Source organism: Sellimonas caecigallum, assembly GCF_019754295.1.
GTDB classification, from domain to species: Bacteria; Bacillota; Clostridia; order Lachnospirales; family Lachnospiraceae; genus Sellimonas; species Sellimonas caecigallum.
Window position 1 is genome coordinate 42,154 of sequence record NZ_VIRV01000011.1, and the last position, 14,629, is coordinate 56,782.

A 14,629-nucleotide genomic window follows, 5' to 3' on the forward strand; every position below is an offset into this window, starting at 1 on the left:
GAACTTGTTTGAACAACTTAAATATACCATGCTTGTTTAAACATGTCAAGAAGCTGTGTGAAAATACTTGCTTTCTTTTTTTTTACTCTTTATAATATAAAGAAAAGATGTTTAAACAAGAAGGAGTGGATAGAAATGCCAAAAGCAAAGTACGACTGTATATACAAAGATTTAAAGCGGAAAATAGAAGACGAAACTTTCTCATATCAGGCTCTGCTCCCATCTGAACATATGCTCGTAAAGGAATACAACTGTTCCCGCAACACCATCCGCCGCGCCCTTTCCGAACTCACTGCGGATGGCTATGTAAAGCCCATGCACGGCAAAGGTGTGCGGAATATCTTTCAGCCTATCGAGCAGACAGCATTTACCGTGGGCGGAATCGAATCCTTCCACGAATCCGCCCTTCGGAACAAAAAGAAACCCTTTACAAAAGTACTGCAGTTTTCCGAGCTGACAGCCGATGCCAATATCGCACGGAAAACCGGATTTCCAGAGGGAACGCTTCTTTATTACATTCAGAGGCTTCGTTACCTGGACGATATCCCTCTGATCCTCGACCATAACTATTTCCGTACGGAACTTACAAATGGATTAACACCGGAGATTGCTGCCTCTTCCATCTATGCTTATTTGGAAAATGATCTGCACCTTACTATTTCCACAAGTAAGCGCTCAATAACTGTTGAGAAGATGACCCAGGTAGACGAAAAATATCTGGATCTGAAAGATTACAACTGTCTGGCCGTCGTCACAAGCCAGACATACGATGATAACGGGATCCTGTTTGAATACACACAGTCCCGGCATCGTCCGGACTATTTTCGCTTCCTGGATGTTGCGGCACGCAAAAAAGGATAGGAGATTTTTCTGATCTCCTATCCGGTAACTTAATTATTTACATGATGATGAGGGGCGTAGGAATCTACAGTCAGAGCTTTAAATACATATCCCTGTGCCCTGTAATGCTCGATGATTTTTGGGAGTGCTTTTACAGTCGTATCTTTTGCATCCGTATCGTGCATCAGAATATTAATGTGATTGCCCTTACCCGATGTGGCATTGGCTACGAGCTTTTCCACCGGAACATGATTGCCGCTCGCATCTGTAGAGTCACAGTTCCAGTCAAAATACTGATATCCTTGTTCCTGGACCTTCTTTGTGATCTCCGTCATGATCCCTTTTGTGTAATGAGCGCTGATAGTGTTGCTGGAGCCTCCCGGGAATCGGATCAGCTTTGATTTCTCTCCGGTCAAACTTTCTACCATATCGGAAATCTTCTGAAGATCTGAAAAGTATGCATCCAAAGAAGAGTACACAGACGCGTAGTCGTGAGTGTATGTATGAAGTCCGATGGCATGTCCTTTCTTGTGCGCTTTCGTGATCAGATCATTTTTCTTTTTGTTGTTTCCTGTCACAAAGAACGTCGCCTTGGCATTGTATTCATCAAGAATATCAATTATCTTTTCTGTATTGTCTGAAGGGCCGTCGTCAAATGTCAGATACACAATCTTTTGATTGAATTCTTTATTTTCCTTTACAACTATCTTACGTTTGATCTCGTTTACATTTCCGGACCGGTCCTTTGCTTTGTAGACTGCCTCATATGTGCCGGGTGTGTTGAAATCTACTGCCGTCTGGTCAACACTCAGTGAAGGATTCGGATCCATATCGTCCTTGACCGTGACGTCTTTCTGAAGATCCAATATCTTTCCCTGCAGGATTTCCACGTCTTCGATGCCCTGTATTTCCGGTTTTGTTTCATCTTTTTTACGGATCAGCTTTGTCTCCTTGACCGTCTGGTTACCGCTTGCATCTTCTGCAACAATGGAAACCGTATACTCCTTTGCCTCCTGAAAATCCGGCTCTTCCTTAAATCGCACTTTTACCTCGGAGAAATCCTTCACTTCCTTTACGAACAGCTCCGGCTTGATCTCTTCTGCCATATCTGTCGTGTAAGGTTGAAGCTCCAGGGATGGCGGTGTTGTATCCTGTACTTTGACAATCGCCTTTTTCTCCTGTCCCCGGAATTTGTAAGTGATCGGATATTCTCCTTCTTTCGACAAATCGGCGTCTGTCTGTATCTCTACCTGAGATTTTTTCCCTCCAAATACAAACCGGACATTTTTTGTCGGATCAAATTCTTCATTCAGTTCTGCCTTGACCACATCGCTTTTCAAAAACAGGGGATGTGTGTAAAGGTAGATCACACCTCCGAGAATCAGAGAGAGAAGCAAAGCAAAACTTCCAAGAAGGATCCTTCTTTGTCTTCTGCGCCTTTTTCTCCGTATTGCCTGCCTTCTTCTCTGTCTTTCACGCTCTTCCATAAGATTTTCCCACATCTCTTTCGTATATATCTAATAACTTTTCCCTTGTGTCCCTATGAGAATATCATCAGACAATACCACGGTCAAGTCCACTTTGTCGAATTTTATCATTATTTGTATTTTATTCAATGAATCTTAAAATTTTTAAATATTGCTTAATAGACTGTAAAACCCAGAAGCTTTTTCTACGCTTCCGGGTTCCCGATTTTTTCAAGTATTCGCTTTTTATACTCCAGGAATTCCCCTGTGAGATTAAAGTCTTTCCGCCTTGGTTTCGGCTCTGTAATGCGGATCTCATCAACGATGCGTCCAGGTTTTCCTCCAAGAATATAGATCCGATCTGACAAAAGCACGGCCTCATCAATATCGTGAGTGATAAAGATGGTAGAAAGGTGGATCTGCCCCATAACATCCAGATACCATTTGTGCATGGCTCCCTTTGTCAAAGTATCCAATGCAGAAAACGGTTCATCCAAAAGAGCCAGTTTATCTGAGAACATATACGTTCTCAGAAGGGCAGCTCTTTGCCTCATTCCACCCGAAAGCTGTGCCGGGTATTTTTTCTGCGTCCCGGAAAGCCCAAATTCCTCGAAATATGGCTGCACTTTTTTTCTTGCTTCTTTCTTGTTCATTCCCGCGATCAGAAGAGGAAGCGCCACATTGTCCTCTACTGTCCGATAGGGAAGCAGAAGATCTTTCTGAAGCATATAACTTACTTTTCCCGGCTGTCCTGTGATCTCCTTGCCATCCAGAAATACTTGTCCTGCATCTGGAAGGATCAGACCGGAAATAACGTTGAAAAGCGTCGTTTTTCCTCCGCCGCTTACTCCCAGAAGGCTTACCAGTTCCCTGTCATGTATCTCTATGGACACATCTTCTATGATCTTTTTTCCGTCAAAAGATTTTGATACATTTGATACGATTAATTCTGCCATCTGTTTTCTCGCTATTTTGGAAGATACTCATTGCTGAATCCTGTATTTTCCGGGATTTCAGTCTCAGTAAGACCGTTTTCATTCAGCCAGTTATAGAAGGAATTCCATCTCTCCGGATCGATATATCCCCAGCTGTCTGCATCTGCGATATACTGATCTTTCAGGTATTCCTGGCTTGCAAGGACGAGATCTTTATCCAGCTCCGGAGATGCTTCACAGAGAATGTCGGCTGCCTCTTTTGGATCCTCTATAGCATCCTCATATCCTTTCTTAACCGCATTCAAAAACTTCTTCGCTGTCTCCGGCTCGTCTTTCAGGAAGTCATTGTTTGCAATAATAACCGGTGTATAGTAATCAAAGGCCGGGTTGATATCTTTGAATGCAAAATAATCAGTCTCAAGTCCTGCCACTTCTGTTGCAATCCCTGCCCATGCATAGAAAATCCAGATAGCATCCACGGACTTGGACTTGAGGGCGGATACCTCATCAGTAACTGTACTCGGGATCAGCTCGACTTTGCTGAAATCTCCTCCGTCCGCCTCCACGACATTTTTCATCATCGCTTTCTCGATAGGGGCATCCCATGTGGCATATTTCTTTCCTTCCAGTCCTTTTGGTCTGTCCATTCCTTCCCCTTTCCGGGAAATGATACCGGAAGTATTATGCTGGACAACCGCTGCCACAGCTGTCGTCGGGATAGCATCCTCGCCTGTTACGCCCGGCGCCATTGTATCCTGGAAAGAAATTCCAAACTGAGCTTTTCCGGAAGCCACGAGTGCATCTGCTCCATCCTCCGGCGGCTGTACAATCTCCACTTCCAGTCCTTCTTCGTCAAAGTAGCCTTTCTCCTGAGCCACATACAGACCAGTGTGGTTTGTATTCGGTGTCCAGTCCAGGACAAATGTTACCTTTTCTTTCTTTTCTTTTTTATCCTGACTATTGTTTTGTTCAGAGCCACAAGCTGCCATGGAGAATACCATGCAGCCAGCCAGCACCATTGCAAGTATTTTCTTTTTCATCTTTATTTCTCTCCTTACTTTTTCTGTTCCCAGGACATACAGCGCTTCTGGAGCATATCCACAAGTTTCATGAGGATCAGGCTGATGGCGGAGATCAAAAAGATCACAGCGAACATTTTGTCAAATGAAAACGCCTTCTTTACCCTTGTCATATAAACTCCAAGACCATTGAACCCTCCAAGCCACTCCGAGATGACCGCGCCAACTACCGCGTAAGACGCAGAAATCCGAAGGCTGGAAAAAAACTGTCCCATCGCTCCTGGAAGCTTTATGTACCGGAAAATCTGGAGTCTTCCGGCCCCCATAGACCGCAAAAGATTCATCATATCTCTGTCCGCAGAGCGGAATCCCGTGAGAAGTCCTACTGTGATCGGGAAAAATGTGACGATGACGATCAGAATAACTTTCGGAAGCATTTCGTATCCGAACCAAAGTACGAGAAGCGGCGCGATCGCTACCGTCGGTACTGTCTGCGTCACGACGATCAGCGGATACAGTGCTTTATAAAGCCGGTCAAACCGGTCCATGATCACGGCCATCAAGAAACCAAGCGCCACCCCGCATCCGAGTCCGATAAACGCTTCCATAAGCGTCACTTTCGCATTCTCCATCAGAAGCGGGAACTCGGATATGAACGCTTTTATCACATCTACCGGCGATGGGAGCATATATCCCGGGACTAACCCTGCCATGGAAACTCCCTGCCATGCTATCAAAATGACAAGAAGCGCTGCCAAAGACCACAATTTACTGGTGATGTTTTGTAACTTTCTTTTCAATAGACAGCACGTCTCCTTCCGGTCTGTAGCTTACCTTGATGTAGGCTGCCACATGAGGTGCACCCGCACGGACTGCAATATGCTGACATTCTTTTACGATATCCATCAGCTCATCGTAATCTCCCTCGATGGTTGTCTCAAAAGGCCCAACGTAATAATTCAGCCCCGTGCTTTTGATGTAATCGATGACCTCATCTACAATACGGATCAGCTCTTCGTCATTTGCCGCATCCGGCAATGACTGGATTGCTACACTTGCGTTCATTTTTTTCTCCTCCTTGAATCTGTTTTGCTATAGTCGAGTCTCAAAGACTTTCTATAGAATAAAAAAACCTTCCGTCGGATCTTTCCGACAGAAGGCATCATGTCCTGCACAGCATATCTTTCTTTAGATATGCAATCTCACTATGATTCCTACGCCGGCATTATCCGGATCAGGTCCAGGGTCTAAGGCGAATCTATCCTTACTCTCAGCCGGATTCTCTCCAGCTCCCCTTTTCTTATCGTTTTACAGTTTACGCTTTTTTAATTTCGATGTCAAGATATTCTTTTCCTCATGATACATTTCTTTGATTTTTTTACATGAATTCCGGAAATGTCTTCATGGAATACATCGGTATGTAAAGCGCCTCTTTCTCCATCATCTCTTTCAGGACTTCCATGAAAATCCCCGATCTTTCTTTTCTTTTGAGTGTGCCGACTGCTTTTTTTACTCTGTCCATATCCTGGAACTCTCCTCCCCAGTCGCCGTCATACGTAGCGTTTATTCCGCAGCTTGGGCTTCCGTCGATCCCGACAATGCCAATGATTTCAAAGCGGTCTGGAAATGCACTGTATTCCTTCCACTGCATCACAAAAGGCTCCAGCATCTTTTCGCACTCTTTTCGGAAAAACGGAGTGTCAAACTGGCTGGATGCATGCCCCCATCTCCTGCTTCCATAGAGCAAAAATTCCGGGCACGGAAGCTGCATGATCTCCGCTCCCTGTTGGAGAAGCTTCTGCAGAAAAATGCGTTTCTCTTTTCTTTCCGCCTCCTGCTCTTCCCTGTTCTGATGGCTTAGTTTACTTGCGTCATTGAAAAAACAATGGCTTACGATCACTATCTTCTGTTTCATCTTTTTTCCTCCGGACATAGTATACCATTTTCCCACATGGCCTTGTCATTGCTTTTTTCTATAATTTTCGTTATACATGAAAAATACTGATTTTATCTTCTTTTTTCTATCTGTTAGACTGTCTGTGTACATATACTACAAAGGAGGAATACTATGAATAAACAACTTTCCAAAACAACAATACTTTTATTCTGCGCACTTTGTATCGCGCTGAACATCGTACTTGGCATTGTCATGGCGGCAATCAAGTTCCCAGTCTACCTGGACACGATCGGCACTATTTTTACAGCTGTATGCTTCGGCCCGGTATACGGTGTCTGTGTAGGCGCCCTTACCAATTTTTTGACTGCCATTATTTCAGGCTCTCTTGGAGGAATGCCGTTTATGCTTGTCAATATCGCTATCGGTCTTGTCGTAGGTCTGATCTTCCGCAAATTCCGGCTTACACTTGCCTCAGCCATTATTACCGGTATCATCATCGGCATTATCGCACCGGTCATCGGCACACCGATCGGTATCGTCGTTTACGGTGGACTTACCGGTACGGTATCTGATATCGCGGTAGCAGTGTTAAAACAAAGCGGTATGGGCATTTTTGCCGCTTCTTTCATCCCGAAACTTTTTAACAATCTTCTGGATAAGACGCTTTCCGTTCTGATCGTCTTTTTCCTGATCAAGGCACTTCCGGCATACATGAAGCCTACCTGCCTGAAAGCAAAAGCAAGAAAATAATTTTAAACATATAAACAGACAGTTCTGTGATGTTTCTTTAGTTAGTTTTTTCTAACCAAAACGATATCACATAAACTGCCTGCTTATCAATTCCTGTTCTTTTTTCTACGCTTCTTTTAAAAGGATTTTTTCGATAGATCCGATGTACATCGTGTGGTAATCTCTGTCTGCATACCACTTTGCATTGTTTTCTTTCACGTCGAATCCTTCTGGATTCATATACTGATGATACTGTTTCCGACAGACAAGAATCACATCCGCTTCCTCAAAAGCTGCTGTTTTATCCACAGCCATCGGAGTAAGTCCTGCCTCTTTGATTTTATCCCGATCTCTTCCGGAAACCGTTCCGCAAAGGTTCAGCGCATCTCTGTGTGATTTGTCAAAAAACGACAAAGTAAAAAATTCGCTGTTGTCAATGAATTCCTTTGTATAACGTGTCTGACGGACATATGCCGTAGCGGAAGGCTTTCCCCAGATAACACCTACGCCGCCCCAGCTGGCGGTCATCGTGTTGAGATGTTCTTCTGTGCCTGCCGTCACAAGCATCCAATCCTTTCCGATAGCTTCAAACGGGTTTTTGTCCCATTCTTCCGGTTTGATCTCTTTAAAACTCATAAAGCCCCTTCCTTTCTGCTTTGTTCTCTTTTTTACAGGAGAAACATTTTGTCCTTCAGTTCTTTTTCGATGGCATCCAGGATTTCTTCACTGTCCGCCAGAACCGTATGGTAGTGCCTGCCGGATGTAATATTTTTCAGAGGTCCTGATCTTCCGGTTTTGATCTCATTTAGGAATTCCTGCACCTCTCTTCGGGAATGGATATCCAGTACCGCCTTCAATTCTCCGTACACTTCATGTCTGATAAACACATCTTTTATCATCCCTCCGAAATCCACGATGAGATTCAATTCTTCTTCAATCTCTTCATCTGTATGCGATACAAAAAAGATACGCTCTGCCTTCCTGTCTTCGCGGCAGATATATCCCCGGTATGTCGATACGATATCGTACCCGGATGCCCGCAGGACCGCCATATCCTGCACGATGACCTGTCTGCTGACAGAGCACATCTGTGCAAGCTTTGTCCCGGATATAGGAGTGTCGCTTTCCTGTATCTGCCTTAATATTTCCTGCCTGCGCAATTCTCCGTCCATACATTTCATCCTTTCCACTTTGTCCTTAAACAGTTATATCACATTTCCTCCACTGCGTGAAGATTTTTCAAGGAAATATCAAGAATCGGGGCGGAGTGTGTCAATGCTCCACTGGAGATATAGTCGACACCGATCTCGGAAAGCATCTTGATCTTCTCTTTTGTCACATTGCCCGAGCACTCTGTCTGGGCTCTCCCTGCAATGAAATTTACCGCTTCTTTCATCTGATCCGGAGACATATTGTCAAGCATAATAATGTCGGCTCCTGCCTCAACCGCTTCTTTTACCATCTCAAGATTCTCCGTCTCAACCTCTATCTTGCGGACAAACGGGGCGTATTCTTTTGCCATCTCTACCGCCTTCTTTACACTTCCCGCAGCTCCGATGTGATTGTCTTTCAGAAGGATCCCGTCAGACAGATTGTATCTGTGATTGTATCCTCCTCCCGCTTTCACTGCATATTTTTCAAAAATACGCATGTTCGGCGTCGTCTTTCTTGTATCAAGAAGCTTTGTCTTCGTCCCTTTCAGCAAATCGGCTGCCTGTCTTGTGTACGTGGCGATCCCGCTCATCCTCTGAAGATAGTTCAAAGCCGTCCGCTCCCCTGATAAAAGAACACGGATATCCCCTCTTACAACTCCCATAAGCTGGCCGCCCCTTACCTTCTCTCCATCTTCTACATAAAACTCTGTCTTCGTCTCCGGATCCAGCAGGGTAAACACGCGCTCAAACACCCAGAGTCCTGCGATGATTCCGTCCTGCTTACAGATGAGTTCCACTTCTCCTTGCTTTTTTTCAGGCATTACCGCATTTGTCGTGATATCCTCACTTGTAATATCTTCCCGGAGTGCCTGCATGATCAGCTCATCGGCCTGTATTTTCATCGTGATCTCATTCATCTTGCTTTTCTCTCCTTTTCAATTTCTTCTAACACCTGCATTTTGTAAATGTGTGAAAGATCCGTCCTGTCTTTTTCCAGTTCCCGCAATGTCTCTTCTGCCAGACAGTCGACCTCACAGTCTTCTCCATCTTCTTCCGTGAATGTCGCTGCAATCTCCTGTGCTGCCCTCTTTGCAAATACAAGGCTTTCCAAAAGAGAATTGCTGGCCAGCCTGTTCGCCCCGTGAACCCCATTGCAGCTCGTCTCTCCTGCTGCGTAAAGACGCTCCATCGTCGTCTTGCTGTTCTTGTCCACGTGGATCCCGCCCATGAAATAATGCTGTGCCGGCACGACAGGAATCCAATCTTTTGTCACATCGTACCCTTCTTCGAGACATCTCTCGTAAATATGAGGGAAATGCGCCTGGATCTCATCGTTTCCAAGCATCGTCATATCCAGCCATACATACGGTTTTTGATCTTTTTCCATCTGTTTTTTGATCTCTTCAGTCAAAAGATCTCTCGGGAGCACCTCATCGGCAAACCGTTTCCCGTCTGCTCCATAAAGCTTTGCCCCTTCTCCCCTCACAGATTCAGAGATGAGGAACCTGCGGCCCGGTTTTTTCGAATACAGCGTCGTTGGGTGGATCTGTATATAATCAATATTTTCCAGCTGCACACCATGCTTCAGCGCAATGGCAAGGGCATCTCCCGTAAGATGCGGGTAATTGGTAGAATGCGTATACAATCCCCCGATTCCTCCGGTAGCCAGGATCGTGTACGGTGCTTTTAAAAAGCAGACTTCCCCATCTTTTCCTGAAGCCATGACCCCATAACAGCAATTTTCTTTTTCGACAATATCGATCATTGTCGTATATTCCAAAAGTTTTATGTTTTTCCTCTTTCTCACTTCCAAAAGAAGACGGCTTGTAATCTCCTGACCGGTAATATCTTCGTGGAAAAGGATCCTTGGTTTTGAATGGCATCCTTCTCTTGTGTAATCCAGCTCGCCATTCTTTTTCGCAAAATCAACCCCGTATCCGATCAGCTCATCGATGACTTCTCTGGAAGACCGTATCATGATATCTACGGACTCTCTTCTGTTTTCATAGTGCCCTGCCTTTAGTGTATCTTCCATAAAACTGTCATAGTCTTTTTCATCGCGCAGTACGCAGATCCCTCCCTGTGCCAGAAAGGAATCACTGTGTTCCGCACAATCTTTCGTGATCATTACGATCTTTTTGTCTTCCGGAAGATGCAAAGCCGCAAACAGACCGCTGGCCCCGGTCCCCACGATCACGATATCTGCCTGTATTGTATCCATACCCTTTTCCTCCGTTTATTTTGCAAGCTCCAGCATCCGTTCCATGGCCTTTGCCGCCTTTTTGCTTACCTCTTCCGGCACGTGTACTTCATTGCTTTCATCTCTTAAACAATCCCGGATCTTTTCAAGAGTCACTTTTTTCATATCATAGCAGCACTGTTCCGGCGTGACGAGATGGAATATCTTGTCCGGATTGTTCTTTTTCAGCTCATACAGGACGCCTGCCTCTGTTCCGATCAGAAATTCTTTCGCATCAGACTGTTCCACCGCTTTTATGATTCCGGATGTACTTCCGGCATAATCCGAGAGCGCTACTACTTCTTCCGGACATTCCGGGTGTACAAAACAAAGCGCTTCCGGATGCGCCGCTTTCGCCCATCTCACATCTTCCGGCGTGATCTTATGATGCACTGGACAATACCCGTCATTTAGAAATATCTGCTTCTCCGGCACTTGCTCAGCGACAAAACTTCCAAGGTGTCTGTCCGGTATAAAAAAGATCTCCTTGTTCGGCAGCGCCTTTACGACCTTGACTGCATTGGCTGATGTCACGCAGACATCCGAGTATGTCTTAAGCTCTGCTGTCGAATTGATGTAGCAGACTACCGCCAGATCCGGATGTACTTCCTTCATCTCCTGTATCTTTTTCGGATCCGCCATATGTGCCATGGCACAGTCTGCCGTCGGATCCGGCAAAAGGACTTTCTTTCCCGGATTCAGGATCTTGGCGCTCTCTCCCATAAAAGAGACGCCTGCAAATACAATGATCTGGGCATCTGTTTCCTTTGCAGCCTTGCTCAGATAAAAGGAATCTCCTATGCAGTCGGCGATTTCCTGTACATCATCCGGCACATAATAGTGCGCAAGGATAACAGCCTTTTTTTCTTTTTTTAATGTCTCTATCTCTCTTTTCAAAGAATGCATTGCGGTTTCCCCCTGTTTGTTTACTCATTTACACCGCATTATACACCTGTTTCTTACATGTGACAAGACACCTGTTTATCTTTTTGCTTTATAGGAGAGTCCAGAGAACTTTTCTGCACAAGAAAGAAGTTTCCTATGACATAAAACATCCCTGCCGGACGATCTTCCAGCAGGGACATTCCCTTTACGCGCTTATTTCTTTTTCTTAATGTGCATGCATGAACATCATGCCCAGCAAAATGCCAAGAACCGTGAAGAATGCCGGCATCTTCCCCCTGTAGAGGGCATTGGCTTCCGGAAGGATCTCCCCAAAATTCACGTAGAGCATGGCGCCGGATGCAAAACTCAGGCTGATCGCAAGTCCCATCTGCCCCATATCTCCGATCCAGTATCCGAGAAGACCGCCCACGATGATGGCTGCTCCGCTCAAGGCTGTGAGAAGAACTGCCTTCCCTTTTTTCATCCCTGCTGCGAGAAGAGGCGCACAGATGGCCATCCCTTCCGGTACATTGTGGATACCGATGAAGATCGCAAGTGTGAGCGCCGGACTTCCCCAAAGTGTTTCGTGGGTTACTGAAGATGCTCCGATGGTCATCCCTACCGGAATGTTATGACACGCCACGGCAAACATCATTGCCACACCTGCCATCATCATCTTCCTGCTCATCCGGTTTCTGGCCTGCTCAGCCTTCTTGTCCATCACTCTCTCCAACAGATATACCGTCAGAAAGCCGATGATCACAAATAAAGCGATTCCTTCTTTTGCCATCCCGGTCTCCAGCGCATCGTGGAACAAATCCAGACAGACGATACTGATCATCGTCCCGGAAGCAAAGCTTAAGAGAAGGCTCATAGCCTTGTCGGATCCCTTTCGCACTGTCGTACTGATGGCCGCTCCGATTCCGGTTCCTCCGATTCCGGACAATGCTGTCAACACAATAATCGTAATAAGCAGATTCATACTATTTCACCACGATCTTTCGGAAGTTCTTCTTCCCACGTTTCAATACAAAATCTTTTTCGAAATCTTCCTTAGTGTAAGATGTATAGGTGTCTGTCACTTTCTCTCCATTTACAGTCGCTCCGCCTTGCTGCACGGCACGTCTCGCCTCGGATTTGGACGGCACGAGTCCGCTCTTAAATAGAATGGTAAGAATGTCGATTTTCCCATCTGTGAAATCTTCTTCAGCAAGTTCATATGTCGGCATATCTGCCGCGTTTCCGCTTGTAAACAGTGCTCTTGCGCTGTCCTGCGCTTTTCTTGCTTCCTCTTCTCCGTGTACCAGCTTCGTAAGTTCAAATGCGAGAATCTCTTTTGCCTGATTAAGCTGGCTTCCTTCCCATTTATCCATGGCGTCGATCTCCTCCAGCGGAAGGAATGTCAGCATACGGATACATTTCAGCACGTCCGCATCTGCAATGTTTCTCCAGTACTGGTAGAATTCAAACGGAGACGTTTTCTCCGGATCAAGCCACACAGCTCCGGACTGTGTCTTTCCCATCTTCTTTCCTTCGGAATTCAGAAGGAGAGTGATCGTCATGGCACATGCGTTCTTTCCTAATTTTCGGCGGATCAGCTCGGTACCGCCAAGCATATTGGACCACTGATCGTCTCCGCCGAACTGCATGTTGCATCCGTATTTCTGGAATAACATGTAAAAATCGTAGCTCTGCATGATCATGTAGTTAAATTCAAGGAAGCTGAGTCCCTTCTCCATCCTCTGTTTGTAACACTCTGCACGGAGCATGTTATTGACGCTGAAATGCGGTCCCACTTCTCTTAAGAAATCTACATAGTTGAGATCTAAAAGCCAATCCGCATTGTTGACCATCAGAGCTTTTCCCTCAGAAAAATCAATGAATTTGCTCATTTGTTCTTTGAAACGGTCACAGTTGTGCTGGATCTGTTCCGGCGTCATCATGGAACGCATATCTGTCCGGCCGGACGGATCTCCGATATAGCCGGTTCCTCCGCCGATCAGGGCGATTGGTCTGTTTCCTGCCATCTGGAGACGTTTCATCAGGCAAAGCGCCATGAAATGCCCCACGTGAAGGCTGTCTGCGGTTGGGTCAAATCCGATGTAAAATGTAGCTTTTCCATTGTTGATCAGTTCTCTGATCTCTTCTTCGTCCGTAACCTGTGCGATCAGGCCGCGGGCTTTCAATTCTTCGTAAATCTGCATCTTTCTCTCCTCTTCTTTCTCTTTATTTTTTCTTCTGCTTTTTGTAGTTTCCTTCGACAAAACGGCCTTCCTTTTCCACTTTTTCTAAAAAGCGGCCGACTTCCCGTCTTGACTTCAGAACGATCAGCTTCGTGTCACTCAATGTTTCCATGTATCCATAGTAGTGCGCTTTGCTCCGCCTGTCAAAATTCCAGATCCTCTTAAGGAATGACGGATCGAACTTCTCCGGGCAGCCGGGATTCATGCTTTCCCTCGGTTTTCCGTAGTTTTTGATCACTCTTTTCAGAACGCTCAGAATACAAAACCACCTTTTGAAATCCAGATAGATGACCGTATCGCATTCATCCATGCGGTGTTCTACAGTCCTTGGAAAATTCCCGTCGATGATCCACTCCTCTTTCCGGATCTCTGCTTCTGCAAGCCGGTCAAACTCTTCAAAAGGCTTCCTCTTCCATCCTGCATCCCAGGAAAGCGCATCCAGATAGACGACTGGAAGGGACAGCTGTTTCCCAAGCTTGGCAGCCAATGTGGACTTTCCGCTTCCGCTGCATCCAAGAATGATGATTTTTCTGGATTCCGACACCTTGCGGATCCCAAGAAATTTTATAAGTTTTGGAGCAAGTGTACGCATACGGCGATAGATAGGTGGGGCAATCTCTCCGCATCTTCCCATCTCAAGCATCTCCCGGAATGTGACCCATCTGGCATCTGTCGTCTCTCCCTTCTGAAGAACAATTTCTTCCAGAGGAACATCCTTTTTTACTATATAAAAATCAATGAACGCGTATTCTTCTTTTTGAGAATCCAGCATAGTCAGGTCATCTTGTGCCACTTTGATGCCAGTCTCCTCAAAAAGTTCTCGGACTGCTGCCTCCCTGCTGCTCTCTCCTGCCTGCAGAGCTCCTCCCGTATTCTCCCATGTCCCCGGATACTTCACTTTATTTCGGTCCCGGAGTGTCAGAAGGATCTGATTTTTAGAATTGACGACACAGGCTACCACAACAATATGGTATTCTCCTTTTTTCACAGGCGCTGCCCTGCTCTCGGTCCTCCCAAGCGGTATTCTGTTCTCATCAAATAAATCCCAAACTTCCATCTGTTTTACCTTTAGAATGTAGAATCAAGAAAGAAGCCTGCTTTTCAGGCTTCGCCGCCTGCGGCAAGTCGCTCCAGCGACATCTTCCGCTTTGCCGCAGTTCGATCCTCGCGGAGCATTTTTTATGTCACAGGAAGGAAGTTTCCTATGACATAAAAAAGCCCC

The 14,629-nt window shown here is 45.7% G+C and carries 16 protein-coding genes and 1 riboswitch; of the genes, 2 read left to right on the forward strand and 14 right to left on the reverse strand.

The window, feature by feature from the left end; genetic code table 11:
• Positions 1-135 precede the first annotated feature (135 nt).
• Entirely contained in the window at positions 136-861 is a 726-nt protein-coding gene (gene treR, locus FLB61_RS08545) for a trehalose operon repressor (RefSeq protein ID WP_087201965.1), read from the forward strand.
• A 29-nt stretch (positions 862-890) separates the two neighbouring features.
• Here treR and FLB61_RS08550 read toward each other — a convergent pair whose 3' ends face one another.
• The 6 genes from FLB61_RS08550 to FLB61_RS08575 form a co-directional block, all read right to left on the reverse strand.
• Positions 891-2,327, reverse strand: coding sequence for a polysaccharide deacetylase (locus FLB61_RS08550; RefSeq protein WP_221919898.1), 1,437 nt, complete (start codon positions 2,325-2,327; stop codon positions 891-893).
• A gap of 185 nt (positions 2,328-2,512) precedes the next feature.
• Positions 2,513-3,262, reverse strand: a complete 750-nt coding sequence (locus tag FLB61_RS08555; RefSeq protein ID WP_221919899.1) for an ABC transporter ATP-binding protein — start codon at positions 3,260-3,262, stop codon at positions 2,513-2,515.
• 11 nt (positions 3,263-3,273) lie between these two features.
• Positions 3,274-4,230 carry an ABC transporter substrate-binding protein gene (locus FLB61_RS08560; RefSeq protein ID WP_405121561.1) on the reverse strand — a complete coding sequence of 319 codons (957 nt, stop codon included), beginning with the start codon at positions 4,228-4,230 and terminating at the stop codon, positions 3,274-3,276.
• A 65-nt stretch (positions 4,231-4,295) separates the two neighbouring features.
• Entirely contained in the window at positions 4,296-5,060 is a 765-nt protein-coding gene (locus tag FLB61_RS08565) for an ABC transporter permease (protein ID WP_087201973.1), read from the reverse strand.
• Positions 5,029-5,325 (reverse strand): thiamine-binding protein, encoded by a 297-nt coding sequence (locus tag FLB61_RS08570; RefSeq protein ID WP_087201975.1) that lies wholly within the window; start codon positions 5,323-5,325, stop codon positions 5,029-5,031. Before FLB61_RS08570 ends, FLB61_RS08565 begins: the two co-directional genes overlap by 32 nt.
• Positions 5,326-5,454: 129 nt before the next feature.
• A riboswitch (TPP riboswitch) is annotated at positions 5,455-5,566 on the reverse strand.
• Between the two features lie 72 nt (positions 5,567-5,638).
• The gene (locus FLB61_RS08575; protein WP_087210410.1) at positions 5,639-6,175 is read right to left on the reverse strand and encodes a CD3072 family TudS-related putative desulfidase; all 537 of its coding nucleotides are present in this window, start codon (positions 6,173-6,175) and stop codon (positions 5,639-5,641) included.
• A 153-nt stretch (positions 6,176-6,328) separates the two neighbouring features.
• Here FLB61_RS08575 and FLB61_RS08580 point away from each other — a divergent pair, with 153 nt between their 5' ends.
• The gene (locus FLB61_RS08580) at positions 6,329-6,907 is read left to right on the forward strand and encodes a CD3073 family putative ECF transporter S component (RefSeq protein ID WP_221919901.1); all 579 of its coding nucleotides are present in this window, start codon (positions 6,329-6,331) and stop codon (positions 6,905-6,907) included.
• A gap of 105 nt (positions 6,908-7,012) precedes the next feature.
• Here the strand turns inward: FLB61_RS08580 and FLB61_RS08585 are convergent, their stop codons facing one another.
• The 8 genes from FLB61_RS08585 to FLB61_RS08620 all read right to left on the reverse strand — a co-directional run bounded on the left by FLB61_RS08585 (position 7,013) and on the right by FLB61_RS08620 (position 14,395).
• Positions 7,013-7,522, reverse strand: coding sequence for a flavin reductase (locus FLB61_RS08585; RefSeq protein WP_087201981.1), 510 nt, complete (start codon positions 7,520-7,522; stop codon positions 7,013-7,015).
• Positions 7,523-7,554: 32 nt separating this feature from the next.
• Entirely contained in the window at positions 7,555-8,058 is a 504-nt protein-coding gene (locus FLB61_RS08590; protein ID WP_087201983.1) for a transcription repressor NadR, read from the reverse strand.
• A gap of 38 nt (positions 8,059-8,096) precedes the next feature.
• Positions 8,097-8,957, reverse strand: a complete 861-nt coding sequence (gene nadC / locus FLB61_RS08595; protein WP_221919902.1) for a carboxylating nicotinate-nucleotide diphosphorylase — start codon at positions 8,955-8,957, stop codon at positions 8,097-8,099.
• A complete protein-coding gene (locus tag FLB61_RS08600) occupies positions 8,954-10,261 on the reverse strand; it encodes an L-aspartate oxidase (RefSeq protein WP_087201987.1) in 1,308 nt (435 codons plus the stop codon). Before FLB61_RS08600 ends, nadC begins: the two co-directional genes overlap by 4 nt.
• Before the next feature lie 15 nt (positions 10,262-10,276).
• On the reverse strand, positions 10,277-11,185 hold the full coding sequence (gene nadA, locus FLB61_RS08605; protein WP_221919903.1) for a quinolinate synthase NadA: 909 nt from the start codon (positions 11,183-11,185) through the stop codon (positions 10,277-10,279).
• A 205-nt stretch (positions 11,186-11,390) separates the two neighbouring features.
• Positions 11,391-12,146 carry a ZIP family metal transporter gene (locus FLB61_RS08610; protein ID WP_087201991.1) on the reverse strand — a complete coding sequence of 252 codons (756 nt, stop codon included), beginning with the start codon at positions 12,144-12,146 and terminating at the stop codon, positions 11,391-11,393.
• 1 nt (position 12,147) lies between these two features.
• Positions 12,148-13,368 carry a tyrosine--tRNA ligase gene (gene tyrS, locus FLB61_RS08615; protein ID WP_087202086.1) on the reverse strand — a complete coding sequence of 407 codons (1,221 nt, stop codon included), beginning with the start codon at positions 13,366-13,368 and terminating at the stop codon, positions 12,148-12,150.
• Positions 13,369-13,390: 22 nt separating this feature from the next.
• A complete protein-coding gene (locus FLB61_RS08620; protein WP_158095405.1) occupies positions 13,391-14,395 on the reverse strand; it encodes an NUDIX domain-containing protein in 1,005 nt (334 codons plus the stop codon).
• Positions 14,396-14,629: the final 234 nt, after the last annotated feature.